General features: G+C 72.7%; 17 protein-coding genes. 7 read left to right on the plus strand and 10 right to left on the minus strand.

What is annotated here, in order from left to right; all coding sequences use genetic code 11:
* Together ABGB05_RS21635 and ABGB05_RS21640 are read right to left on the minus strand one after the other, a co-directional pair.
* A complete protein-coding gene (locus ABGB05_RS21635) occupies positions 1-1,074 on the minus strand; it encodes a LacI family DNA-binding transcriptional regulator (protein WP_347655278.1) in 1,074 nt (357 codons plus the stop codon).
* A gap of 145 nt (positions 1,075-1,219) precedes the next feature.
* Positions 1,220-1,633, minus strand: coding sequence for an RDD family protein (locus tag ABGB05_RS21640; protein WP_347655339.1), 414 nt, complete (start codon positions 1,631-1,633; stop codon positions 1,220-1,222).
* A 275-nt stretch (positions 1,634-1,908) separates the two neighbouring features.
* Between ABGB05_RS21640 and glnA (ABGB05_RS21645) the strand changes: the two genes are divergently transcribed.
* The 3 genes from glnA (ABGB05_RS21645) (at position 1,909) to ABGB05_RS21655 (ending at position 4,894) form a co-directional block, all read left to right on the plus strand.
* Positions 1,909-3,333 carry a type I glutamate--ammonia ligase gene (glnA, locus tag ABGB05_RS21645; protein ID WP_347655279.1) on the plus strand — a complete coding sequence of 475 codons (1,425 nt, stop codon included), beginning with the start codon at positions 1,909-1,911 and terminating at the stop codon, positions 3,331-3,333.
* Between the two features lie 128 nt (positions 3,334-3,461).
* On the plus strand, positions 3,462-3,863 hold the full coding sequence (locus ABGB05_RS21650) for a helix-turn-helix transcriptional regulator (RefSeq protein ID WP_347655280.1): 402 nt from the start codon (positions 3,462-3,464) through the stop codon (positions 3,861-3,863).
* Positions 3,860-4,894, plus strand: a complete 1,035-nt coding sequence (locus ABGB05_RS21655) for a GlsB/YeaQ/YmgE family stress response membrane protein (protein ID WP_347655281.1) — start codon at positions 3,860-3,862, stop codon at positions 4,892-4,894. The genes ABGB05_RS21650 and ABGB05_RS21655 overlap by 4 nt, the downstream gene beginning before the upstream one ends.
* Positions 4,895-5,036: 142 nt before the next feature.
* On the opposite strand, the gene ABGB05_RS21660 is transcribed toward ABGB05_RS21655, so the two are convergent.
* Entirely contained in the window at positions 5,037-5,906 is an 870-nt protein-coding gene (locus tag ABGB05_RS21660) for a metallophosphoesterase (protein ID WP_347655282.1), read from the minus strand.
* A 129-nt stretch (positions 5,907-6,035) separates the two neighbouring features.
* The gene (locus tag ABGB05_RS21665; protein WP_347655283.1) at positions 6,036-7,643 is read right to left on the minus strand and encodes a pyridoxal-dependent decarboxylase; all 1,608 of its coding nucleotides are present in this window, start codon (positions 7,641-7,643) and stop codon (positions 6,036-6,038) included.
* 205 nt (positions 7,644-7,848) lie between these two features.
* Here ABGB05_RS21665 and ABGB05_RS21670 point away from each other — a divergent pair, with 205 nt between their 5' ends.
* Entirely contained in the window at positions 7,849-11,154 is a 3,306-nt protein-coding gene (locus tag ABGB05_RS21670) for an NACHT domain-containing protein (RefSeq protein ID WP_347655284.1), read from the plus strand.
* 61 nt (positions 11,155-11,215) lie between these two features.
* Here the strand turns inward: ABGB05_RS21670 and ABGB05_RS21675 are convergent, their stop codons facing one another.
* From ABGB05_RS21675 to ABGB05_RS21685, 3 genes are read right to left on the minus strand one after another with little or no spacing between them, the layout of a single operon-like run.
* Positions 11,216-13,009, minus strand: coding sequence for a hypothetical protein (locus ABGB05_RS21675; RefSeq protein WP_347655285.1), 1,794 nt, complete (start codon positions 13,007-13,009; stop codon positions 11,216-11,218).
* Positions 13,002-16,061 carry a bifunctional [glutamine synthetase] adenylyltransferase/[glutamine synthetase]-adenylyl-L-tyrosine phosphorylase gene (locus ABGB05_RS21680; RefSeq protein ID WP_347655286.1) on the minus strand — a complete coding sequence of 1,020 codons (3,060 nt, stop codon included), beginning with the start codon at positions 16,059-16,061 and terminating at the stop codon, positions 13,002-13,004. Before ABGB05_RS21680 ends, ABGB05_RS21675 begins: the two co-directional genes overlap by 8 nt.
* 37 nt (positions 16,062-16,098) lie before the next feature.
* Entirely contained in the window at positions 16,099-16,884 is a 786-nt protein-coding gene (locus tag ABGB05_RS21685) for a type 1 glutamine amidotransferase (RefSeq protein ID WP_347655287.1), read from the minus strand.
* Positions 16,885-16,976: 92 nt separating this feature from the next.
* On the opposite strand from ABGB05_RS21685, the gene ABGB05_RS21690 reads away from it, so the two are divergent.
* Positions 16,977-17,906, plus strand: a complete 930-nt coding sequence (locus ABGB05_RS21690; RefSeq protein WP_347655288.1) for an LD-carboxypeptidase — start codon at positions 16,977-16,979, stop codon at positions 17,904-17,906.
* On the opposite strand, the gene ABGB05_RS21695 is transcribed toward ABGB05_RS21690, so the two are convergent.
* Positions 17,903-21,175, minus strand: coding sequence for a hypothetical protein (locus ABGB05_RS21695; RefSeq protein WP_347655289.1), 3,273 nt, complete (start codon positions 21,173-21,175; stop codon positions 17,903-17,905). The two genes, ABGB05_RS21690 and ABGB05_RS21695, sit on opposite strands and share 4 nt — an antisense overlap.
* A 338-nt stretch (positions 21,176-21,513) precedes the next feature.
* Here ABGB05_RS21695 and ABGB05_RS21700 point away from each other — a divergent pair, with 338 nt between their 5' ends.
* Positions 21,514-22,059: a hypothetical protein gene (locus ABGB05_RS21700; protein WP_347655290.1), complete on the plus strand. Its 546-nt coding sequence runs from the start codon at positions 21,514-21,516 to the stop codon at positions 22,057-22,059.
* 211 nt (positions 22,060-22,270) lie between these two features.
* Here ABGB05_RS21700 and ABGB05_RS21705 read toward each other — a convergent pair whose 3' ends face one another.
* Entirely contained in the window at positions 22,271-22,696 is a 426-nt protein-coding gene (locus ABGB05_RS21705; protein ID WP_347655291.1) for a DUF350 domain-containing protein, read from the minus strand.
* Positions 22,697-22,800: 104 nt separating this feature from the next.
* Entirely contained in the window at positions 22,801-24,153 is a 1,353-nt protein-coding gene (gene glnA, locus ABGB05_RS21710) for a type I glutamate--ammonia ligase (RefSeq protein ID WP_347655292.1), read from the minus strand.
* Positions 24,154-24,326: 173 nt separating this feature from the next.
* Between glnA (ABGB05_RS21710) and ABGB05_RS21715 the strand changes: the two genes are divergently transcribed.
* The gene (locus tag ABGB05_RS21715) at positions 24,327-26,114 is read left to right on the plus strand and encodes an NAD+ synthase (RefSeq protein WP_347655293.1); all 1,788 of its coding nucleotides are present in this window, start codon (positions 24,327-24,329) and stop codon (positions 26,112-26,114) included.
* The last annotated feature ends 118 nt before the right edge of the window (positions 26,115-26,232 follow it).

The raw sequence follows: 26,232 nt of genomic DNA on the forward strand, positions 1-26,232 counted from the left end.
TCAGTTCCCTTCGACGGGGCCGGTCGAGGCCCGGCGGACCAGTTCGGTGGGGAGCAGCACCTGGCGGGCGGAGCCGTCGTCCGGTGGGTCGAGCAGCAGGCCGCCGGCGATCCGTCCCTTCTCCACCGCCGGCTGCCGGACGGTGGTGAGGGCCGCGGCGGCGGCCTCGGGAATGTCGTCGAAGCCGGTCACCGAGACATCCCGGCCGGGTCGCAGGCCGCGCGCGGTGACGGCGTCGAGAACACCGAGGGCGAGCAGATCGGTCACGGCCAGCACCGCGGTCGGCGGGTCCGACCGGTCCAACGCGTACGCCGCCGCGTACGCCCCCTCGGTCCGACTGTTCGCGCTCGCGTTGACCAGCAGCAGATCCGACCAGCCGACGCCGGCCCCGGACAGCCCGGCCAGGAACCCGCGCAGCCGCTCGCGGGTGACGTCGTACCGGATCGCGGTCGGCCCGTCCAGGGCGACCGGGCCGGTCCGCCGCTCGGCGACGAGGAAGTCGGAGACGACCGCGACCCGTCGGTGCCCGAGCCGGGCGACGTGCTCCCCGACCGCCCGGGCGGCCGCCGACTCGTCGATGCCGACGTACATCGCGTCCGGGGTCACCTCGGCAGGCCGTTCGGCCGCCACCACCGGCAGTCCCCGGGACCGGGTCGCGGCCAGCGCGCCGTGCCAGGCCGGTACGCAGTAGACGCAGAACCCGTCGACGGAGGCGTTGTGCACCGCCCGGACAGCGGCCTCCTCGTCCGCCTCGGAGATCGGGACCAGTAGCAGGTTGCTGGCGTACCGCTCCGCCGTCTCGGCCACCCCGCGCAGGAACTGCACCGCGTACGGGTCGGTGAACGCGTACGAGAGGGCCGAGGTGAACAGCACCCCGATGGAGCCGACCCGGCCCCGGCGCAGCGACCGGGCGGTCGGGTCCGGCCCGGGGTAACCGAGTTGCCGTGCGGCGTCGTGGATCCGCCGTCGTAGTTCAGGAGAGAGCTGGTCGGGGCGACTGTAGGCGTTCGAGACCGTGCTGCGGGAGACCCCGACCGCATCTGCCACGGTCTGCAGGGTCGGCTTCGGCGACACCGGGGGCACCCCTCCTTCTGTATCGATCCAGAACCCTTCTGGATCGATACAGTACCGGCCCCCGGGACCGGCACGCCATAACGTGCCGTCGATTTCTTTCCCAGTGGGCCCAGAGACCGGCCCCACCGGGTTCAGCGCTCGGGAGTCAGCGCGCCGGCTTCGCGCCCGGCATCGTCACCACGACCGAACCCACCAGCCGGTCGTGCAGGCCGCGACGGCGCTCGTCCATCAGCAGCGGCGGCACCACCAGGCTGAGCAAGATCCCCCGGAGCAGTGCCCGGGGCACTCCGATCCGCCCGCCGTCGTCGTACGCGACACAGCGCAGCCGGGAGACCCACATGCCCGGAGTCTGCGCGAAGAGGCCGACGAAGACGGCGTACTCGAGAATCAGGACCAGGACCGGCGGCCAGCCGTCGGTGACCGGGTCGGCGAAGAACGAGGCGATCATCGCGCAGAGCGCCCAGTCGACGAGCAGCGCGCCGAACCGACGGGCCAGGCTCGGCGGGGAGAAGTTCCGGTCGGCCGCGGGGGCGGCCGGGGCCGTCGGATCGTCGGTCATCGCCACGGGAAACCAGGGTATCCGCATCCGTCCGGGCCAGCTGGCGGGGCACCCGGGGCGGTGTCGCCGATCTCCAGAAAGCGCCATAAGACGCGGCGAAGCTGGCTAATAGCCCTGAATCAGGTAACATCCGCAGCGGAACCAGCCGGACACCAGGTATGATCACGCTCCGCAGATGCCGTAACACGGCGGAAACAACAGAGACATGCTCGGGCAATCGCATGGCCATAGCGTCGCCAGCAGCCTAGCCACCAGTGGACGTGCCAGGAGGACGTGTGTTCGCCAATCCCGAGGAACTCCTGCGATACCTCAAGAATGAGGACGTGAAGTTCGTCGACGTACGTTTTTGTGACCTGCCCGGCGTGATGCAGCACTTCAACCTGCCGGTCGAGTCCTTCGACGAGTCGGTCTTCACCGACGGTCTGGCCTTCGACGGATCGTCGATCCGCGGGTTCCAGGCGATCCACGAGTCGGACATGCTGCTGCTGCCCGACGTCGCCACCGCCTTCGTCGACCCGTTCCGCGCCGAGAAGACGGTGGCGCTGAACTTCTTCATCCACGACCCGTTCACCCGCGAGGCGTACTCCCGGGACCCGCGCAACGTGGCGAAGAAGGCCGAGGCCTACCTGGCGGCCAGCGGCATCGCCGACACGGCGTACTTCGGCCCGGAGGCGGAGTTCTACATCTTCGACTCGATCCGGCACGAGACCTCCGCCAACCAGTCGTTCTACTACATCGACTCGATCGAGGGCGCCTGGAACACCGGTCGCGAGGAGCCGGGCGGCAACCGGGGCTACAAGACCCCGTACAAGGGTGGCTACTTCCCGGTGCCGCCGGTCGACCACTACGCCGACCTGCGCGACCAGATCGTCCGCAAGCTGATCGACACCGGCTTCACCGTCGAGCGTTCGCACCACGAGGTGGGCACCGCCGGCCAGGCTGAGATCAACTACAGGTTCTCCACCCTGCTGCACGCCGGCGACCAGCTGCAGCTCTTCAAGTACATCGTCAAGAACACCGCCTGGGCGGCCGGCAAGACCGCGACCTTCATGCCCAAGCCGCTCTTCGGCGACAACGGCTCCGGCATGCACACCCACCAGAGCCTCTGGCTGAACGGCGAGCCGCTGTTCTACGACGAGACCGGCTACGCCGGCCTGTCCGACACCGCCCGCTGGTACATCGGCGGCCTGCTGCACCACGCCCCGTCGCTGCTGGCCTTCACCAACCCGACGGTCAACTCGTACCGTCGGCTGGTGCCGGGCTTCGAGGCGCCGGTCAACCTGGTCTACTCGCAGCGCAACCGCTCGGCCTGCACCCGTATCCCGGTCACCGGCAGCAACGCCAAGGCGAAGCGGGTCGAGTTCCGGGTGCCGGACCCGTCGGCCAACGTCTACCTCGCCTTCTCGGCGATGATGATGGCCGGCCTCGACGGCATCAAGAGCAAGATCGAGCCGCCGGAGCCGATCGACAAGGACCTCTACGACCTTCCGCCGGAGGAGTGGGGTTCGGTCAAGCAGGTCCCCGGCTCGCTGCCCGAGGTGCTCGACTCGCTGGAGGCCGACCACGACTTCCTGCTCGAGGGCGGCGTCTTCACCCCCGACCTGATCTCGACCTGGGTCGAGTGGAAGCGCGCCAACGAGGTGGACCCGGTCCGGCTGCGGCCGACCCCGCACGAGTTCGCGATGTACTTCGACTGCTGATCCGCGTCACGACCACCGGCACGGGCCGGTCCGCCACGGCGGACCGGCCCGTGCCGTTTTCAGCCCAGCCACGCGACTCGCCGACAACTTCGCTACCGATATAGCTTCGTCACCGATACATTGATCCCATGACCGCTCCGACCCCGCTGCGGGAACCCACCTTCCTGATCCTCACCGCGCTGGCCCGCGAGCCGATGCACGGCTACGGCATCGTCACCGAGGTCGCCGCCCTCTCCGAGGGCCGACTCTCGCTGCGCCCCGGCACCCTCTACGGCGCCCTCGACCGGCTCGCCGACGAGGGGCTGGTCGCACCGGACCGCGAGGAGGTCGTCGACGGCCGCCTCCGCCGCTACTACCGGCTCACCGACGCCGGCACCGCCGCGCTCACCGCCGAAACCGAACGACTGCGGCGCAACGTCGAGGCGGCGAGCCAGCGGCTGCGGGCCCGCCTCGGCCGTGCCGCCCGGGCCGGCGCCCCCGGGTCCGCCGCCGCCCGTCCCACGCTGCGACCGGCGGGAGGGCCGGCATGACCACCGAGGAGACCTCACCCCTGGTACGCCGCTACCGCCGGCTGCTCCGGATCTACCCCGCCGGCTACCGGGCCGAACGCGGCGACGAGATCGTCGGGACGTACCTCGATCTGGTGGACCCGAAACGGCGCTGGCCGTCCCCGGCGGACGCCGCCGACCTGCTACGCGGCGGGCTACGTGAGCGGCTACGCGGGTACGGCGCCCTCGGGCTCGCCACCGCCGTGCCGGTCGCCGCCACCCTCGCCCTGCACACCCTGATCACGCTCGCCCTCTTCCTGCTGCTGCAGGTCGAGTTCGCCGACGTACGCCACGCCGGGCTGACCGACCGGGTGGGTCCGGTGCAGACCGTCGGCGCGGTCGTCTGGGCCGGCTGGCTGCTGGTCGGGCTCGTCGTGCTCGCCCTCCCCGGCCGCTGGGGACGCCGGGCCGCCCTCGGTGCTCTGCTGCTGACCGTGGTCGTACCGACGGTGGCCACCCTCGTCGGGCAACCCCGGCCGCCGCTCTTTGTCCTCATCCCCGCCGCCGCACTCGGGCTGGCGACCCTGGCCCTGCCCGACCGGCCGGGCTGGGTCGGCCGCCTGCTGCCGCTGGTCGCCGCCGGGATCGGCGGCGGCACCTCCGCCGCCTACCACCTGGCCCAGGGCAACTCGGACTGGTTCACCTCGTACCGGTCGACGCCGGAACTGCTGGGCATGGCCGGCGGCCTGCTGCTCGGACTGGCCGTGGTGATCGCGATCGGCCGGGCGGCCGCCGGCGACGACCGGGACATCTGGACCGCCCTGCTGCTGACCGTCCCCGCCGGACTGCTCGGCACCAACCAGCTCGCCCAGGCCTACTGGAGCACCCGGGGCGGCGGCCCGACCTGGTGGATGCTCGCCGCCACCGCCGGAGTCGTCACCCTGGCCGGGGCGACACTACTGGCCGCCGCGATCACCCTCCAAGCCGTCCGACATCGGGCGGTACGGCGACGCGTACTCGCCGGCCCCTGCCCGACCTGCGGACACCACCCGACGCCGGACTCACCGGCCTGACGCGTCGGACCCGACAAGTTCAGCCGCCCCGAACGTGCACCGGCCGGTGCGGCGCACGTTCGGGTGGTTGATGCCCGACCGGCGTCCGGACCGGAGGCTGCGGATGGTGACACCGGCTCGACGAGGCCAGACGGCCCGCCCATCATGGCTCCTCGCCCACGACCTCCTCGCGCGACACCGCGTCGACGAGGTACACCTGCTCCCCGGCCCGCGGGTCGCGGGCGTGCAGCACGTGGAAGAGCGGGGAGGTCGGGCCGCCGAGATCCACCACGGTGGCCCCGGCGCCCAGTACCGCGCGCTCCCACCGCGACGACGCGGTGAGATCGATGCGGGTGACCACGCCGGGCGTCACCCACACCGGTATGCCCCGTAGCAGGCCAGACAACTGCAGATGGAAGTGACCGCACAGGATCGCCCGGACGTCTGTGCCCTGTACCGCGTCGGCCAGCTCACCGGCGTTACGCAGGCCCACGCTGTCCATGATCGGGGAGGTGGGCACGGCGATCGGCGGATGGTGCAGCACGAGCACCGTGCCCGCCGCGGCGGGTTCGGCCAGCACGTCACGCAGCCAGGCCAGCTGGGCCGGGTCGAGATGCCCGTACACCTGGCCAGGCACGAGACTGTCCAGTGTGATCACGCGCAGCCCGGCAACGCTGCTGACGGCGGCACGTCCACCGGACGCGCCCGTCATGGTCGCGCCGATGTCGGTGCCGTCGGCGGCCAGGTGCCCGGAGCCGAGCGTGGCCGCGAACGCCTCACGGGTGTCGTGGTTGCCCGTGCAGTAGACCTGCGGGATGCCCCGCTCCGCGCAGAACCGGCCCACCTGCTCGCGCACGCCCGCGCAGCCTTCGGCGGAGCCGTCGTCGGCGATGTCGCCGCTCACGACGACCACATCCACGTCCGGCACGAAACGCGCGTCGTACAGGATGCGCGCCAGCGCCGCGGAGGCATCGACGTCAGGGCTGTTCAGGTGGGTGTCGGACAGGTGCAGGATCCGGTGCTGGACGGTCACGGACGCGTCTCCTCGTCTCATCGACAAGGGGCACCCAGGCGGTCGACGCCCCGACGGTCACTCCCCGGTGGTCGCCCACCCACGCCAGTCGTGTGTGCACAACCTAACCGGACGACGATCGGGCGACAATCACGTTGCCCGGGTGACCCGCGAGACAGCCGACGACGGAGGTGACGCGAGCCGGGCGAGGAGTTCTCGTACCACCTCGACCAGCAGGTCGATGTCGGCCTCGGTGGTCCGCCAGTTGACGATCGCCGGGCGCAGCGCCACCCGACCGGCGTAGACGGTGGTGCCGGCGTACACCCGGCCGTCGGCGAGCAGCGCCGCACCGAGCCGCCGGTTGAGGTCGTCGAGCTGGTCGGCGGGGAGGTGCTCCGGAGCGGCCCGGAAACAGACGATGCAGAGCGGCACCTCGGCCAGCCGTTCCAGCTCGGGTGCCTCGTCGACCAGCCGGGCGAGCCGCTGGGCGAGATCGAGTTGCCGCTCCACCATCAGCCGGTAGCCGGTGCGGCCGTACGCGGCCAGGGTCGCCCAGATCGGCATCGCCCGGGCCCGACGGGACGACTCCGGCCCGTGAAGCGCGTAGTCCACCGGGCCGTCCGGCAGCGCCGGCTGGACCGAGCGGGCCGAGGCCGGCCGGTCGGCGGACGAGCGATCGGCGGCCGGACCGCCCGACCCGAGCGGGCTGCCCGGCCCCGGCAGGTACGCCGTGCCCGGCATGCCGAACGCCGCCGGAAGCCGGCTCGGCTCCTTCAGGAAGGCGAAACCGCTCTCGTACGGCACGTTCAGCCACTTGTGGGCGTCACCGGCGATCGAGTCGGCCCGGTCGATCCCCTCGACCAGCCCGGCGGTACGCGGCGACACGGCGGCGAAGAGCCCGAACGCCCCGTCCACGTGCAGCCAGGCACCGTACCGTTCGGCGAGGTCGGCGAGGATGTCGAGCCGGTCGAAGTCACCGGCGTTGACCTCTCCGGCGTTACCGATCAGGATCGCCGGGCCGGACAGTTCCGCCAGCCGCCGCTCGATCGCCGGCAGGTCCGCCCGGCCCACCGGGTCGGCGGCGTACACCTCGACGGTGTCGCGCCCGTGACCGAGCATCTGCAGGGCCTTGCGGGCACTGGCGTGGACGTACCCGCCGGAGACGACCGGCATCCGGGGCAGGCCGGCCAGCCCGTCGGCGGCGACGTCGACGTCGTGCTGTTCGGCCCACCAGTGGGTGGCCACGGCCAGCGAGGTGAAGTTCGCGAAGGTGGCGCTCGGGACCAGGGCGCCGCCGTACGCCTCGGGCAGCCCGAACAGTTCCCGCAGCCAGCGCAGCGCGATCCGTTCCAGCTCGGCGGCAAGCGGCGAGGAGGCCCGGAAGGCGGCGTTCTGGTCCAGCAGCGACGTGGTCCAGTCGGCGGCGAGGGCGGCCGGGGTCGCCCCGCCGATGACAAAGTGGAAGAACCGGGGTCCGGCGGAATGGGTGGCGGCGGCCGTGCCGACCCGGAGCAGCCGTTCGACCGCGGCGAGCGTCCCGACGCCCTGCTCCGGCAACCCGTCGCTGTCGCCGACCCGACCGGCCAACCCCTCGCCACCGCTGTCACCGACGAGGCGGGCGAGGTCGGCCAGCAGCGGGGCGGTGCCGGGGTCGTACACCGGGCGCTCGGCAAGCGAGTCGAGGTACGGCCCCGCGGCGGCGGACACCCGCGCCAACACCTCTGTCTCGACATCCCGGTCGAAAAACGGATCGCCCATGTCAACCTCCCGATCCGCCTCAGACTGCCAGCGCATGCGGCGGGCCGCAGTGGCCAATTCCACCCCGGTGGCGAGATGACCGGCCGAAGTGGACGGCGCGGTTACCGGAGCGCCCCGTCGTGACGGTCGTCCATACCAGGTCTGCCCGGATTTCGAGTACGATTCCGCTCGCTTCCCGTGCCGCCGACCCGCTGGAGGTCGACAGATGCCCCTGTTCGAGACCGCCGCGACGGGGCTCGCGAGGACGGTGGCGACACACGCCGCCCAGCAGTGGCTGGCGGCCCGCCGGGACCGCGCCGACCGCGGACGTGACCTCTCCGAGCTGATGGAGCTCAGCTTCCGGGACCGGCTGCATCGGCGGAAGGCGGAACTGCAGTTCGAAAGCCTCGCCGCCGACATCGCCGGTCGGGTCGAGCGGCTCTTCGCGGCGGACCACGCCGCGATCCCGGAGCACGAGTCGGCGGCGGCGCTCGACATCGTCGCCCGTACCTTCGGCCCCGACGCCCGGACAGACGCCACGCTCTTCGCCGCCGACGCCGATCCGGCCGCACTCGTCGCCCGGCTCCGTCCGGCACTCGCCGGCCATGCCCGGACTGTGGGGTTGAGCGAGGCGTCGGCGCGGCTGGCCGACCGGGTCCTGGTGGACTGTGTGCAGTGCTACGTCGAGGTGGTTCGACACCTGCCTGAGTTCAACAGCCGGGCCAACCAGGAGACCCTGGCGCGACTGACCCGGATCTCCACCGACCTGGCCGAGATCCTGGCCCGGCTGCCGGTGTCGGCGCGGGCCGCCGAGGCGCCGCCGGACGACGACGTGACCAGCCGCTACCTGCGATTCCTCGCCAGCGAGTACGACCAACTCGAACTCTTCGGCGTCGACGTGCACAACTACAGCCCGGAGACGACGCTGAGCATCGCGTACCTCAGTCTGGTCGTCTCCGACCCGGATCGCCGGACCCGGACCGACAACCGGATCCGCAAGACCGGCCCGGCCCGACGCGGCGCGTTCTTCCGGGGCGCGAAGGGCGAAAGCGGCGAGGAGCAGACCGGCCTGCGGGTGGAGACGGCGCTCGCCCGGGGCCGACGGATCCTGATCCGGGGCGAGGCCGGCTCCGGTAAGAGCACCCTGCTGCGCTGGCTGACCGTCACGGCCGCCCGCGAGGGCTTCACCGGTGGTCTGCGGGACTGGAACGGCCGGATTCCTTTCCTGGTCAAGCTCCGCGCCTACCCGGACGGGACATTGCCGCCGGTGGGCCCGCGGCTCGGCGCCGACATCGCACAGTTCGCCGCCGAGGCACCGACCGGGCTCGTCGAGCGGATCTTCGCCACCGGTCGCGCGCTGTTGCTGGTCGACGGCGTCGACGAACTGGTACGCAGCCAGCGCGCCGGCGTCCGGCAGTGGCTCCGGCGGCTCCTCAACCGGTACCCAGACGTGATCGTGTTGGTCACCTCCCGACCGACCGCCGCCCCCGCCCGCTGGCTGACCGGCGAGGGCTTCGCCACGCTGACCCTGGAACGGATGGCTCCGGCCGACATCGTCGAGTTCGTCCGACGTTGGCACCGGGCGATCGGCGCCGGCCGTCACCTGCCCTGCGAGCCGGCCGACCTGCCCCGGTACGAACGCCGGCTGCTGAACCGTCTGGACGCCAACCACCACCTGCGTGGCCTGGCCACCAACCCGCTGATGTGCGCGATGCTCTGTGCGCTCAACCTGGACCGCGCCGACGACCTGCCACACGACCGGATGAGCCTCTACGGGGCGGCGCTGGCGATGCTGCTGGAACGCCGGGACGCGGCCCGGGACGTACCGGCGTACCGGCGGGTGGCGTTGGGTGGGCAGGCGGCGATGTCGCTGCTTCAGGACCTGGCCTGGCGGCTCGCCCTGGCCAACCAGTCCGAACTGGAGATCACCCAGGCCCACTCGCATGTGACCCGGAAACTAGCCACGATGCCGAAGGTGACCGCCGAGCCGGACGACGTCTTCGACCACCTGCTCGACCGCAGCGGGGTGCTGAAGGACGTGGCCGAGGACCGGATCTCCTTTGTGCACCGGACGTTCCAGGAGTACCTGGCGGCCAAGGAGATCGCCGACGAGAACTACGTCGATATCCTGCTCGAGCACGCCACCCGGGACATGTGGCGAGAGACGGTCGTCATGACCGCCGGCCACGCCAGCAGTGAATACCGGCAGCGGCTGATCAACGGCCTGCTCGACCGGGCCGGGTCCGGGCCGCCCCGCAGGGCACGCTGGCTCCGGCTGCTGGCCGCCGCCTGCGTCGAGACCGCGCCGGCGCTGGCGCTCGACACCCTCGGCCGGATCGACGTCTGCCTGGCCCAGCTCACACCACCACGCAGCGTGCTGGAAGCCCACTCCCTGGCCCTGGCCGGCGAACGGGTGATCCGCCACCTTCCGGACGACGTCGCCGGGCTCACTCCGGCCGCGGCAGCGGCGGCGGTCGCCACCGCGGCGTTCGTCGGCGGGGCGCACGCGCTCGACAAGCTCAGCCGGTACGGCCGGGACGACCGGCCGCTGGTGGTCGACGCGCTGATCAAGTCGGCCAGCTACTTCGAGCCGGACGAGTACGGCCGGCGGGTCCTAGCCGACTCGCCCCTGCAGAACGGCTGGGTCGCCCTGGACGGGTGGACCGCGCCGATGGCACGCCACCTGCGCAATCTCCACGGCGTGCGCACCTTCACCGACCCGGCGGAGATTGTCCGGGAACTGCCACCCGTCAAGGGTCTCCGGCTGTACCACGTCCCCGAGGACGGGGAGCCTCCCGTCGTCGCCCTGGACTTCCTCGGCGCTCAGCCTTTCTTGGAGGAGTTGGCGCTGTACCGGCCGGTCGACCCGGCCGAGCTGCCGGCCACCATGACCCGGCTCACCGACCTCACCCTGCGCATCGCCCCCGGGTACCGCACCGCCGACCTCGACTGGCTCGCCCGGTTTCCCCAGCTGACCATGCTCGACCTGGGCGACGTCGGCCCCCCGTCCGGCTTTGATTCGCTGACCGGGCTGACCGCGCTGACCGGGCTCTCACTCGTCGCTCCCGAGGAGAGCGTGGACGGCCTGGCCGACACGCGCTTCCTGTGCCGCCTGCCCACGCTGACGTCGCTGTACCTCGTCAACTGCACCGACACCCGGGTCGTCGAGTGGATAGCCACCTCGCTGCCCCACTTGGAGACGCTCCAGCTCATGCGGCTGCGCGTACCCGCGCTCGACCTCGACGCCCTCACCGGGCTCCCTCTCACCTCGCTCGACCTCGACGAATTCGAGGGGCCGCTCGACCTCACCCCGCTGGCCGGCCACGCCACCCTGGAACACCTCGACCTCAGCCGCTGTCCACGGCTGGGGGACCTTACGCCGCTCGCCCGGATCTCCGGGCTGAGGCGCCTCCACCTGCACGACGTCCCGGACCTGGATCTCGCCCCGTTCGCGGGCAACCGCGAACTCACCGTCTACCTGAACGGGGACCAGCCGGTCCGTAACGCCGACGGCGTCCGGCTGGTCCGTTGATCCTCCTCCCGTGCCCGGTCGCCGTCCGGGCAATGGGCAGCGGCCTGCGGGCTTGAGGCAGTCAGGACGGGCAGCGCGGACCGGTGTCGGTGAGACCCGAGGCGATCCGGTAACGGCCGGGCCCTGCCACCCGCAGCACTGTCCACTCGCCGTACGGCCGTAGACAGGCTGCCTGGCCGGTCACCCGCAGCCACCGCGACCAGCGCAGCCGGACCAGGGTCTCCCCGGCCGCCGGCACGTCGACGACCAGTTCCGCCGAGGTGGCCCGGATCAGTTCTGCTGCGCCCCCGGCCGGTTCTGCTCCCCCTCCGGTCGGCACCTCGGGCAGGTCGGTGCCGTTGGTGGCCGTCGCCGCCCCGGTCAGGGTGGCCACGATCGAGGGGGTACCGGAGACGGCGTACAGGGTCCAGTCCGGGTGCTGCCAGATCGGGGTCAGGTACGGCAGGCCACCCCGGATCAGCTCCGCCTCCCGGCGGCCGACCCAGGAGGGTTTCGCCTCGGCGAGGGCGACGTACGCCACCCCGTTGTCCCGCAGCCAGCGCTCGTACGACTCCGCGTCGACGCTGCCGTCGAGGAAGAGCCGGTTGTGCGCCTGGTCGACCTGGCGCAGCCAGCCCCGGGCCAACGGCGCGGCCCCCGGGACGTACGCCGCCTCCCAGTAGTTGGCGGTCGCCACCACCTCGATCCGGCCGGCGGGCCGGCGGGACAGTTCGGCGAGCAGTGGTTGGAAGTAGCTCCGGGAGGCGGTCGGGTCACCGGCCGAACGCAGGTCGCCGACCAGCACCGGCGGCTCCACCAGGGCGACCAGAGCCACCACGCCGGCCAGGGTGAGTCCGGCCAGCCGCCGAGCCGCCCCCTTGTCGGAGGGCGCCGATCTGATCACTCGACGCGACCAGCCTAGGATCCTGGTTGGCATGACGCCGTAGCCGACCAGCAGCGGTACCGCGAACATCGCCGCCAGCCGGGTGGCGTTCAGTCCCACCGGCGTCCGGAGCGTGAACGCCGCCAGCACCCCGAGGGTGGCCAGCACCGCGCCGACCCGGACGGTCCGATTCGGCACCAGCAGCGCGACAGCCAGGCTGGCGACAGCTGCAGTCAGGGTGTCGGAGAGGCTGATGTTCATCCAGCCGCCGCTGCCGAAGACCAGCCCGAGCCCGAGGGTCGGGATCGCGGCGGCCGCAGCCAGCACCGCGCCGTCGCCGAGATGTACCCAGCGGGCCCCTCCACCACCGGAGGCAGGGGACCGCTCCCTGCCCGCCAGGGCGACGCCGGCGAGTCCGACGAAAAGGCCGGCGACCGGGCTGGCGGCACCGGCGAGCAGCGCGGCGAGCCCGGCGCCGCAGCGGCGGAGCACGGGGCGGGTGCGCAGCGTGGTCAGGGCCAGCAGGGCGAGCAGGCCGAAGGCGACGCCGACCGCGTAGGTGATCCGGCCGGAGACGAGGTTGCCGGCGATACAGGCCGTACCGAGCAGCCCGCCGAGCAGCGGGCGGCGGGCACCGGTCCGCAGCATCAGCAGCGCCAGGGCCACCGCCGAGACGAGCAGCGCGAGCGCGCCGAGCAGCCGGGGGCCGAGCAGGTCACCGCCGAGCCAGCTCATCAGCGGCGGGGTGAGCAGGCTGTAGCCGTACGGGGAGATGCCCGCGTACCAGCCGAGGTCGAGCGGGGCGAAACCGTGCCGGGTGAAGAAGTCGGCCCGGGCGACCTGGGCCGACAGGTCGGTGCCGAGCGGCGGGGCGAGCAGGAACGCCACGGCGAGCAGCACCGCCAGACCGACCGCGCCGAACAGGACGGCGAGTGCCGGACTGCCGCCCTGTCGCGAGCGCCGGCCAGGTATCAGGAGACGCCGGTCAGGCATCGAGGACACGTTCCGCGGCGGCCCGGCACCGCCGCGCCGTCCGCAGGTAGTGGTCGAGGAACTCGCCCGGGTCGTCGCCGCCGAGCAGACGTACGACGCCGGCGAGTTCGACCCCGTGCCGGGGCAACTGGTCACCGGCCCGGCCCCGGACCAGCATCAACGCGTTGCGGACCTGGGTGGCCAGCGTCCAGCCGGCGGCCAGCGCGGCGGCGTCGGCCTCCTCGACCAGTCCGGCGTCCCGGGCGGCGGCGAGCGCGTGCAGGGTACGGGTGGACCGCAGTTCCGGGATCGCGCCGGCGTGCCGGAGCTGGAGCAACTGGACAGCCCACTCCACGTCGGCCAGGCCGCCCCGACCGAGCTTGGTGTTCGTCGCCGGGTCGGCGCCCCGGGGCAGCCGCTCGGTCTCCACCCGGGCCTTGATCCGGCGGATCTCCACCACCTGTTCCCGGGTAAGTCCCCGCTCCGGGTACCGGACCGGGTCGGCGACCGCCTCGAACTCGGCGCCGAGGTCGGCGTCGCCGCAGACGTGGCGGGCCCGGAGCAGGGCCTGCGCCTCCCACACCTTGGACCAGCGGGCGTAGTACTGGGCGTACGCGCCGAGGCTGCGGACCAGCGGCCCCTGCCGTCCCTCGGGGCGCAGGTCGGCGTCGACCCCCAGCGGCGGGTCGGGAGCCGGCATGCCGAGCAGTCGGCGCAACTCCTCGGCGATCGCGTGTGCGGCCGCGCTGGCCGCGTCCTCGGCGACGCCGGCCGGCGGGTCGTAGACGAAGAGCACGTCGGCGTCGGAGAGGTAGTTCATCTCGTACCCGCCGAGCCGGCCCATGCCGATCACCGCGAACCGCAGTCCGGGCAGGCCCGGCTGGGCGGCCCGGGCAGCCCGCAGCGCCGCGCCGAGCGTGGCGTCGGTGACCGCGGAAAGTCCTGCCCCCACGTCCAGGAAGGACGTGCTGTCGTCGCGTGCGTCGTCGCCCGGCCCCGGCGGTGTCGGGGCGAGCGAACCGGCCCGGTGCAGCACGTCGGCGCAGGCGATCCGGATCAGTTCCCGGCTGCGCAGCGCCCGGATCGCGCGGATCGCCTCCTTCGGGTCGGCCGGTCGTGGTCCCGGGCCGCCCAGGTGGCGGTCGGCGGCGGCACCGAAGCCGTCCCGCAGCACCGTCGCCTCACGCGGGGTCAGCTCGGTGTCCTCGGCCAGCAGCCGCAGCGCCTCCGGATCGCGGGCCAGCAGGTCGGCGACGTAGCGGGAGACGGCCAGGGTACGGGCCAGCCGCCGGGCCACCGGTCCCTCGTCGCGCAGCAGCCGCAGATACCAGGGGGTGCTGCCGAGCTTGTCCGAAACCTTCCGGTAGTTGAGCAGCCCCCGGTCCGGTTCGGGGGCGTCGGCGAACTCCTGGAGCAGCACCGGGAGCAGGGTGCGTTGGATCGCCGCCGTCCGGGTCACCCCGCCGGTCAGGGCCTGGATGTGCCGCAGCGCCCCGGCCGGGTCGGCGAAACCGAGGATCTCCAGCCGTTTGCGGGCCGCTTCCGGGGTCAGCCGCAGCCCGTCCGCCGGTACCCGGGCGACCGCCTCCAGCAGAGGCCGGTAGAGCAGTTTGGCGTGCAGGCGGCGTACCTCGCTGGCGTGCCCGACCCAGTCGGCGCGGAACGCCTCGACGGCGTCCCGGCCGGGCAGCGCGGTGTAGCCGAGCGCGTGCGCCAGCCAGCGCAGCGCCGTCCGCTCCGCCGGCACGGTGTGGGTACGCCGCAGGTGCTGCAGTTGCAGCCGGTGCTCGACGCCGCGCAGGAACCGGTAGCCGCGCAGCAGCGCCTCGCCGTCGGCCCGGCCCACGTACCCGCCGGCGACCAGGGCGCGCAGCGCCGGCAGGGTGCCCCGGGAGCGCAGTGACTCGTCGACCCGGCCGTGCACGAGCTGGAGCAGTTGGACGGCGAACTCGATGTCGCGCAGCCCGCCCGAACCGCGCTTGACCTCGCGTTCCAGTTCCTTCGGCGGGATGTTGTCGATGATCTTCCGGCGCATCGCCCGGACGTCCTCGACCGCCTCCGGTCGTTCGGCCGCCCGCCAGACCAGCGGGGCGAGTGCCTCGATCCACTCCTGGGCCAGCGCGGTGTCCCCGGCCGCCGGACGGGCCTTGAGCAGCGCCTGGAACTCCCAGGTCCGGGCCCACCGCCGGTAGTAGGCCAGGTGGCTGGCGAGGGTCCGCACCAGCGGGCCGCGACTGCCCTCGGGGCGGAGCGCGGCGTCGACCGGCCAGGCGACCAGCCCGCAGATGTGGATCAGCCGGGTGGCGATCCGGGTCGCGGCGGGCAGGTCCTCGTCGGTGGCGGCCACGAAGATCACGTCGACGTCGGAGACGTAGTTCAGTTCGCCGCCGCCGCACTTGCCCATCGCCACCACGGCGAGCCGGGGTGCCGGGGTGTCGGCCGGCAGTTCACCGAGGGCGATGTCGTAGGCGGCGGCCAGGGTGGCGTCGGCCAGTGCGGAGAGCGACGCCATGGTCTGTTCCAGGCCGCGTCCGCCGGTCAGGTCGGCCGCCGCGATCCGCAGCAGGGCCAGCCGGTACGTGTGCCGCAGCACCGCGACCGCCGGCAGTCCGTCCGGTACGCCCGGCAGGTCCCCCTCGGCCCGGGGCGGCAGCCCGTCCGCCCCGGTGCACAGCACCCGCCACTGCTCCGGGTTGGCCGCCAGATGGTCGCCGAGTGTCGAGGAGGCGCCGAGGACCGCGAAGAGCCGGCGGCGCAGCCCCGGGTCGTCGCAGAGCGCGGCGATCAGTGCCGAGCCGTCTTCCGGAGCGGCGGTGGGTGTCGCCGGTGCCGAACGCCGTTCCGCCTCCACGATCCGGTGCAGTTGACGCAGCGCCAGGTCGGGATCGGCGGCCCGGGAGAGCCCGGTGAGCAGCTCGGCGGCCCCGTCGTCGGCCGGTTCCTGCCCGTCGACGTCCCACAGCCCGAGCCCGTCCGGCCCGAGCAGGTCGGCGGCCCGGCCCGGGCCACCCTCGTCGGTCAGTCCGAAGCCGTACCGGGCGAGTCGGGCGCTCGCACTGCCCGGCCTGGTCATGCCTTCTCCTCGCTGCGCCGCTCCACCCCGTCCGCCCCTACTGCCCGAGCAGCGGCAGCGTGCGGCGGGGTTCCGCACCGGCGAGCCGACCCTGGGCCAGCATCGCGAACCGGGCGGCGAACGGCTGCCACACCTCCTCGATGTCGGTGAGCACCTCGGCGCAGACCGCCACCACCAGCTCGGGGTCGTAGTCCAGTTCGGCGAGGATCGCGGAGTCGGTCGCCCATTCCGCGATCATGTCGACGTCGCACTCGATGTGGAACTGCAGTCCCCAGGCCCGCTCGCCGAGCCGGAACGCCTGGTGCGGATAGCGGGTCGAGGTGGCCAGCAGGGTGGCGCCCCGCGGCAGTTCGGTGATCTCGTCGGCGTGCCACTGCAGGACGTCCGGGATCAACGGCACGTACCGGAAGATCGGGTCGGTGTCGGCGGCGTCCCGCTTGCCGACGACGCTCGGGCCGACCTCCGGACCGGCCGCGCTCCGCTCGACGGTGCCGGCGTGCGCGGTGGCCAGCAACTGGGCGCCGAGGCAGATCGCCAGGGTCGGCACCTGGTGCCGGACCGCCTTGCGGAGCAGCCCTTCGAGCCGCGGGAACCACGGCGCTCCGGGGCTGCCGTCCGGTCCCGGGTACGCCGACTGCGCGCCGCCGAGCACCACCAGCGCGGCGTACCCGGTCAGGTCGTCGGGGAGGTCGTCGCCGGCGTACGGCCGGAGCACCCGGAGGTCGAGGCCCGCCTCGGTGAGCCACTCCCCCAGCCGGCGGAGGTCGTCGGTCGGGTCGTTCTCGATCACCAGGGCGGTCGCGGTATCGGCGGTGGTTGTCACGGTGTCGAGGCTAGTCGGTGGCCGTCAGCGCCAGCGATAGGCTCGGGTCGGGGCCGGCGGATCATGGCCGGCGACGGTGGCGAGGAGATCCGGTGTCCGACGATCAGGCGGTACGGCCGGCCGCGTTGCGTCCCGGCGACACGGTCCTGCTGGTCTCGCCGTCCGGGCCGACCCGACCGGAACGGGTGGCCCGGGGTGTGGAACTGCTCACCTCCTGGGGCCTGCGTCCGGTGCTCGCCCCGAACGCGTACGCCCGGCACGGCTACCTGGCCGGCGACGACGCGCTGCGGGCCGCCGACCTGAACACCGCCTTCGCCGACCCGACGGTCCGTGGCGTGCTCTGCACCCGGGGCGGGTACGGCGCCCAGCGGGTGGTCGACCTGATCGACATGGCGGCGGTCCGCCGGGACCCGAAGGTCGTCGCCGGCTTCTCCGACATCACCGCCCTGCAGTTGGCGCTCTGGCGCGGCGCCCGGCTCGCCACCGTGCACGGCCCGGGTGCCGCCTGGCTGGACGAGCGGACCCCGGCGGCCTCGGCCGAGTCGCTGCGGACCGCACTGATGAACCCCGAACCGGTGCGGGTGTCCCGAGTCGACACCGAGGAGACGGCGAGCGTGAACGTCCCCGGTACCGCGACCGGCCCGCTGCTCGGCGGAAACCTCTGCCTGCTGGTCTCCTCGCTCGGCACCCCGGACATGCCGGACCTGACCGGGGCGGTCCTGCTGGTCGAGGACGTCGCCGAGCCGCCGTACAAGGTCGACCGGATGCTCACCCACCTGCGCCGGGCCGGGGTGCTGGCGAAACTCGCCGGGGTGGCGGTGGGCCAGTTCACCAGGTGCGCGGACAACTGGGCGGTCGGCGTCGCGGACGTGCTCGCCGAACGGCTCGGCGACCTGGGGGTGCCGGTGCTCGGCGGGCTGCCGATCGGGCACGGGGTCGGGCAGCTCACCGTGCCGGTCGGCGTACCGGCGACGCTGGACGCCACCGCCGGCACCCTGACCGTCTCCCCCGCCGTCCGCTAGTCGGCGTGGTCGGCGACCACCGCGTCGTCGTCCCGGACGGGTGGCGGTGCGGGGCGACGCCGGGGCCACCACCCCAGCTCGGCGAGCCGGCTGATGGCATCGGCCCGTAGATGCCGGTTCTCGGACGCGACCGCGCTGCTGTTGGCCAGGTTCAACAGGATCGGCGCGATGACCCGGTCGGTCTCCGGATCCCGGCCGAGGAAAAGCAGCCCGCACCGCAGCACCGCGACCACCAGTCGGGAGGGGACCACCCCGCCCAGCCAGGTGCCGTCCGCCCCCTCGCGATCCCGCGCGGAGGCACCGCTGATCAGCTCCGCGGCCAGGGTTGCCGGCATCTCCGGGTCGACGGCCAGCCGGTTGAGCAGCAGCGTCCGGAACCGGTGCTGCTCGGCCACGTCGTCCAGGGCCGGCAGTACGGAGTGACAGCGCAGGTAGGCGGCGAGCCGTTCACCCGACCGGTCCGGCGACGACGACATCGTGATCAGTCGTACCAGGTCGTGTGCGATCGAGACCCCGTCCTGCAGCAGGATGGTGTTGAGTCCCGACGGTAGCGTCTCGGCGAGCGGCTCCAGCGCGTGCAGCAGCAGGTCGTCGCCGAGACCGCAGCGCAGGTGTGCCTCACGGCGCAGATGTGCGAAGGACTGGGCCGAGCTCTGCCACGCCCAGAGTGAGCTCGACCGGAGATCGTACGTCCAGAGCGGATCGACCGGCGGCACGGCCACATGGTTCGGGTCGGCGACGATGCACAGGGCAATGTCGCGGTCGCCGTCCCCGGTCCGGAGCCGGTCGAGGGCGAGGGTCTCCACCACGCTCGTCCAGTCGTCGGAGCTGAGCTGGGACTGCCAGAGCAGGGTCTCCCGGTGCCAGACCGGCACCACGTTCCGGTCCGGGTAGAGCCGGCTGCCGGACAGGGTGCCGGCGGCACAGACCGCGAGCAGCAGCAGGTTGACGCCGTACGCGGCGTGCCGGGCCGGCACCGGCAGTCCACGCGGCTGGTAGCCGTCGAACCGGCGCGCGGGTCGGCTGTGGTGTGCGGCCCGGAAGAGCCGGACGAGCAGGTCGGTCAGATCCGTCCGCAGGTCGTCGGTCGCGCCCGACATCAGCGCCCGGAGAAAATGGAGGATCGGGGCCCGACCGCTCAACGCCGCGTACGACAGCAGCGCGTGCAGCAGGTCGTCGTCGGGCGCGCCGCCGCCGAGCGACATCGAGGCCGCCGCCTCCCGGGCCACGATGTCGGTCAGCACCTGCCAGGTGAACCGGGCGACCAGGAACTCGCCGAAGGTGGCGTGCAGGAACTCGTACGTCTCCAGCCGCTCGTCGTCGCGCAGCGCCCGGGAGCGGTGTACGAAGAAGAACCGGCCGAGTACGATCTCGGCGGGTCGTAGCGGCGCCCGCAGCTCCGTACCGGCGCCGGATGCCGGGGTCGGGCCGAAGAGGGCGGCCAGGTCGGCGTCGAGCTGTGCCTCGGTGACCCACTGGGCGCTCCGGTTGAACATCGCGAACGCGACCACCGAGAGCCGGCGCAGCTCCTGCTCGACCGCCCGGTCCAGCTCCCGGTCGGGCAGCCCGGGACGCTGCTTCTCGACCTCACGACGGGCGAACCGGCGCAGCAGCCGCTCGTAGAGCTGGTCCTGGCGCAGCTCCCCGGCCGAGCGCAGGGCGTTGTCGTCGGAGTCGTAGAGCGCCAGCATCAGCAGCAGCAGTGGCTGCCCGGCCAGCTCCCGGTAGGCGAGCACGGTCGGCAGCTCCAGCGGCGTCACGCCCCGGGCCGCGAACCCGTCGGCGTTCACCGCGTTCCAGTTGGCCAGCCAGGTCGCCACCCGGGGTTCGTCGAACGGCTCCAGCCGCAGCGCGACGGTGCCCTCCGGTGGCCGGGCCCGGTCGGCGACGCTGGTCCGGCTGGTCACCACGACCACCACCGGGCGGCCCTGGGCCGCCTCCCGGCGCTGGAACGCCGCTACCTTCACCAGGTAGTCGGTCTGGCTGACCCCGGTCGCCTGGAGCAGTTCGTCGAACCCGTCGAGCAGCACCACCGGCAGTACGTCGCCGGCCGACCGGACCAGCGCCGGCCAGTCCAGCCGCTCGCCGGTCGTCGCGCGGACCGCGTACTCGATCTGGTCCTGCAGGTCGGCGCTGGCCGGCACGTCGCGGAGCACGACCCGGACGGGCAGGAAGTCGTCCGCCGGCAGCCGGGCGGCGAGGATCCGGGTGAACACCGACTTTCCGGAGCCGGGTTGGCCGAGGACCAGCAGCGGCGCCTCGACCGCCGCCGGGTTGGTGAGATAGCCGGCGAGGAACTCCGCCAGGTCGTCCCGAACCGGTTGGTCGGCCCACCAGGACTCCTCGCTGGGTCGGGCGGCCGGGCCGAGCGCGGCGACCCGGCACAGCGGCGGCACGTAGCCGGTGCCGAGGCTCGGCATCCGGATCCCGGCGGGCACGTCACCGGACTCGACGACGGACCGGTCCAGCTCCACCGCGTACGCCCGGGCCAGGCCGGACCGGCGCTCGTCCGGGATCCGGCCGGCGGAGGCCTCCCGGAGCAGCTGTTCGAGGTCGGCCAACGCGGTCGCCACCCGGCGCAGCTCGGCCCGGGTGCCGGCGTGTTCGCGCAGCCCGGTCCAGAACGCCACCTCCGGGAACTCGCCGGCGAGCCGGCCGAACAGCTCCTGGTGCCGGGCCTCCGCCCGGTCCGGCAACTGTTCCAGTACGGCCGCGACGGCGGCCCGGCCGGGGCTGTCGAGCCGGTCGCCGACCGCGAGGCCGGCGACGAACGCGGCCAGCCAGTCCCCGACCGCCCGGTAGTACTCCCGCAACGCCGTCCGGAACGACTCGTACGGCTGCTGCGGCCCGGGGGTCGGCACGCCGTCGGTGAAAAGGCTGCCCAGCAGGGACTGGTCGGTGTTCCCGGCGCCGGTCAGCACGGCCTGTTCCCGTTCGGTCAGCTCCAGGTCGGCGAAGCGGAACGGCAGGTCGGCCTCGGCCAGCGCCTCGAAGAACGCGGTGACCACGAGCACCCGGTGTGCCGCCGCCAGCCGTTCGGTACGCCCGTACCGGGACAGACCGGCCCGCCGGTCGCCGAGTCTGCCGACCAGCTCGTGACTGAGCCGGACGAACTCGGCCTTGGCGTCGAAGAGCCCGAGTACGGCCGGGGCCACCACCGCCGCCCCGAGCAGTATCCCGCCGGTCAGGTTGTCCAGTGCCGTGACCAGCGGACTGCGTGCCCCGCCGAGCAGTCGGGCGGCGTCGGCGTAACTGAGCGTCCGGGACACCCGGATCTCCTTTCGAGCAAGCCGGTGGACGGCGACGGTCCCACCGGTCCGGCCGGCGGACAGGACGGCCGTCCGGCCGATCGGGACGGCCGGATCCAAGCATGCCGGTACCGGACAACCCCGGAAAGTGGGCACGTTCCGGCACAGGACAGCAGGGCAGGTGCGGCAAATACCTCTTTCGCCGGGCTTCTCAGCAATCTGCCAGCTCGTTCGCGGCTCCACCCCAGGGTGCTGCCGCAAGGTGGGCCGGGTTGGTTTCACGCGCCTCGTCGGCGTCCGTACCGAGGTCCGGCGTCCGTACCGAGGTCCGGCGTCCATACCGAAGGAGGAACAACCAGGTGGGAAAGCTGCTCTCTCGAAAGAACGTCATCGGTGGTCTGGTCGGCGCGGGTGTGCTCGGCGCGGCGCTGGCCGCCCCGGCGGTCGCGTTCGCCGACGACAGCGCCACCCCGGCACCGTCGCCGAGCGCCTCCGCCCCGGCGTCGGCGGACAGCGGCACGCCGAAGCCGGGTCACGACCAACGCTGGGCGGACCGGCGGGCCGAGCTGGCGAAGGAACTCGCCACCGAGCTGGGCGTACCGCAGGACAAGGTCGAGGCCGCGCTGGCGAAGCTCCGGCAGCAGCACCAGGCCGACCACAAGGGTGACCGGAAGCCCGGCGACAAGGGCGGGTGGAAGCGCGACGGCAAGTCGGCCGCCGACCGCGAGGCGTGGCTCAAGAGCCGGCTCGACAAGGCCGTGACGGACGGCAAGCTGACCCGGGAGCAGGCCGACGCCATCCTCGCGGCGGTCAAGGCGGGCGTGCTGCCGGGCGGCTGGGGCGGCTTCGGGCACGGCGGAGGCCACCAGGCCGACGCCAAGCCGGCCACCCCGAACACCAAGTAACACCGGCGGGCCCGGGCCGGACCGCACCAGGTGACACCGGCGGACCGGCCGCACCAGGTGCCCGGGCCGCGCCGCCTCCTCCACCGGCGCGGCCCGCAACCGTGCCCCCGCCCAGCTGATCGGGGCGGGGGAACGGGTACGGCGTGGGGCGGCGGTCCGGCACTCGCCGCCGCCCCACCTCCGTCCGCCAGTGGGCGACTCCCGGCCGCGGTCAGGCGATACAGGCGCTGACGATCAGCGCCGCCCCGAAGTGGGTGGCCGCGCTCACCCGGGCCGCCGGGTGCGGCTCGTCGGTGCAGATGATCTCGCCGAGCTTGCCCGGGGTGAGCCAGTCCAGCACCAGGAAGGCGAGCGCCATGACGCCGAGCCCGATGAGTCCGAACAGGATCGTCGAGGCGAGACCCTTGGTGAAGTCCGTGTAGCTGGTCAGGATCGCGGTGAAGACGATGCCCGCGATGCCGAGCTGGTTGGCCACCAGCAGCAACGCCGCGTTGCCGTTACGCCGTACCCAGATCAGGTCGCGCAGTTTGCCCGGGGTGAGGGCGTCGACCAGCATGAACCCAGCGGCCATCAGCGCGATGCCGACCACCCCGAACACGATGCTCTGCCAGGCTCCCACGAGCAGATCCTCGACCACCGACTGTCTCCCTCAGGTGTGGGCGGCCAATGGAGGGGGCCGCGTCGTGAGGACGATAGCGTGGCCTGGCAAGCCGTACCCGTCGCCGTGGGAGCGGCCGGAACCTAGAGCAGACCGAGGTAACGCTGCCGCTCGTACGGGGTGACCTCGCGACGGTACTGCTCCCACTCGGCGCGCTTGTTACGCAGGAAGAAGTCGAAGACGTGCTCGCCGAGGATCTCCGCGACCAGTTCGGAGCCGGCCATCACGTCGATCGCCTCGGCGAGGTTCTCCGGCAGCGACTCGTACCCCATCGCCTTACGCTCGGCGTTGGACAGCGACCAGACGTCGTCCTCGGCCCCCGGCGGCAGCTCGTAGCCCTCCTCGATGCCCTTCATCCCGGCGCCGAGCAGCACCGCGAAGGCGAGGTACGGGTTGGTCGCCGAGTCCGGGGAACGGACCTCGACCCGGGCCGAGTTCGGCTTGCCGTACGCCGGGACCCGGACCAGGGCGGAGCGGTTCAGGTGACCCCAGCAGACGTACGCCGGGGATTCGGTGATCCGGTCCGGCAGCGCCTGCGGGAAGAGCCGCTTGTACGAGTTGACCCACTGGTTGGTGACCGCGGTGTACTCCCGGGCGTGCACCAGCAGGCCGGCGATGAACGCCTTGCCGACCTTCGACAGCTTCATCGGGTCACTGGCGTCGTGGAACGCGTTGCGCTCACCCTCGAAGAGCGAGAGGTGGGTGTGCATGCCGCTGCCGGGCTGGTCGGTGAAGGGCTTCGGCATGAAGCTGGCCCGTACCCCGGTGGAGAGCGCGACCTCCTTCACCATGTGCCGGAAGGTCATGATGTTGTCGGCGGTGGTCAGCGCGTCGGCGTAGCGCAGGTCGATCTCCTGCTGGCCGGGGGCGACCTCGTGGTGGCTGAACTCGACCGAGATGCCGATCCGCTCCAGGGCCAGCACCGCCTGCCGCCGGAAGTCCCGGGCGACCGCGTGCGTGGTGTGCTCGAAGTAGCCGCCGGAGTCGACCGGGACCGGCAGCGAGCCGTCGTTGGGGCCGTTCTCCAGCAGGAAGAACTCGATCTCGGGGTGGGTGTAGAAGGTGAAGCCCTTCTCCGCCGCCTTGGACAGCGCCCGGCGCAGCACGTGCCGCGGGTCGGCCCAGGACGGGCTGCCGTCGGGGAGCAGGATGTCGCAGAACATCCGGGCGCTCTCCCCGCTCACCCCGCCCTCGAACGGGAAGACCTGGAACGTCGTCGGGTCGGGCATGGCGACCATGTCGGACTCGAAGACCCGGGCGAAGCCCTCGATCGCCGAGCCGTCGAAGCCGATGCCCTCGTCGAAGGCCGCCTCCAACTCGGCCGGCGCCACCGAGACGCTCTTCAGCGTGCCGAGTACGTCGGTGAACCACAACCGGACGAAACGGATGTCACGCTCTTCCAGCGTACGGAGCACGAACTCCTGCTGACGGTCCACCTCAGTACCCCTCGCACACTCTGTTCGGACCGGCCCAGCCGGCGCGCGGCCTAGCGGTCCAGTCTTCACCGGTTCGGTTACACGGACGTTACGGGAGTTTGGGTGATCAGGACTACCCGGCCCGCCGGGGGTGGAGCCGAGCCGACCGGCGCGGGCTGCGGCAAGATGAGGACATGCCGACCCTGCGTATCGCTCTCGCCCAGGTCAACCCCACCGTCGGTGACCTGTCCGGCAACGCCGCGATCATCCGGGAACGGTCCCGGGCCGCCGCCGACGCCGGCGCGCACCTGGTGGCGTTCCCCGAGATGATGCTGACCGGCTACCCGGTCGAGGACCTGGTCTTCCGGAACAGCTTCGTCGCCGCGTCCCGGGCCGCTCTCGACCAACTCGCCGCCGACCTCGCCGCCGACGGGCTCGGGGAGCTGCCGGTGCTGGTCGGCTACCTGGACGCGGACGGTCCGGCCAGCGCCAACGCGGAGGCGAGGCCGACCCGCGGGCCCCGCAACGCGCTCGCCGTCCTGCACGGTGGCCGGGCGGTGGCCCGGTACTTCAAGCACCACCTGCCCAACTACGGAGTCTTCGACGAGGACCGCTACTTCGTCTCCGGCGACGTCCTGCCGGTGGTCCGGCTCGGCGGGGTCGACGTCGCGCTCACCATCTGCGAGGACCTGTGGCAGGCCGGGGGCCCGTTCGCGGTCGCCCGCCGCGCCGGGGTCGGGCTGGTCGTCAACATCAACGGTTCGCCGTACGAGCTGAACAAGGACGACGTACGACTGCCGCTGGTCCGCCGCCGGGCCGCCGAGGCCGGCGCCGCGATCGCGTACGTCAACATGGTCGGCGGCCAGGACGAGCTGGTCTTCGACGGCGACTCGATGATCGTCTCGCCGGACGGCACACTGCTCAGCCGGGCCCCGCAGTTCGTCGAGCACCTGCTCCTGCACGACCTGGAGCTGCCCGCCGCGAGCGAACCGGCACCGAGCGGCACCGCACCCGCCGCCGACCGGGTTTCGGCCGACGGACCGGACGAGATGACCGTCACCCGGATCCACCTCAGCGACGCGCTGCCGGCCCCGGCCGGGCCGCCGGCCACCGGCGGGATCACCGAACCGGTCGTCGACGAGGGCGAGGTCTGGCAGGCGCTGGTGCTGGGACTGCGCGACTACGTCGACAAGAACGGCTTCCGGTCGGTGGTGCTCGGGCTCTCCGGCGGCATCGACTCGGCGGTGGTCGCCGCGATCGCGGTGGACGCGCTCGGACCGCAGCGGGTGGTCGGCGTCTCCATGCCCAGCCAGCACTCCTCCGAGCACTCCCGGGAGGACGCCGCCGAGCTGGCCAAACGCACCGGCCTGGACTTCCGGGTCGAACCGATCCAGCCGATGGTCGACAGCTACCTGGCGAACCTGTCGCTGTCCGGGATGGCGGTGGAGAACCTGCAGGCCCGGGTACGCGGGGTGCTGCTGATGGCGCTGTCGAACCAGGAGGGGCACCTCGTCCTCACCACCGGCAACAAGAGTGAACTGGCGGTCGGCTACTCCACCCTCTACGGCGACTCGGTCGGCGGGTTCAACCCGCTCAAGGACGTCTGGAAGAGCCTGGTCTGGAAGCTGGCGAACTGGCGCAACGCGGAGGCGGTCCGGGCCGGCGAAACCCCGCCGATCCCGGAGAACTCGATCCGCAAACCGCCGAGCGCCGAACTGAGCCCGGGCCAGCTGGACACCGACACTCTGCCGGACTACTCCGTCCTCGACGCGATCCTGGTCGGCTACGTCGACGGCGACCAGGGCCGGGACGACCTGGTCGCCGCCGGGCACGACCCGGCGGTGGTGGACCGGGTGCTACGGATGGTGGACGTCGCCGAGTACAAGCGCCGACAGTCCGCCCCCGGGGCGAAGATCTCCATCAAGGCGTTCGGCCGGGACCGCCGACTGCCGATCACGAACCGGTGGCGCGAGCGGACGTGATCCGTGCCCCCCGCCCGGGTACGCCCGAACGGGGGCACGGGGTGTGACAACCTGCACTCGCCCCTGCCGACGGCACCCGGATCGATGCGACGATCGGCGGTGACCCGGGGACCGCGGA

The organism is Plantactinospora sp. B5E13, from assembly GCF_039871775.1.
GTDB lineage: Bacteria > Actinomycetota > Actinomycetes > Mycobacteriales > Micromonosporaceae > Plantactinospora.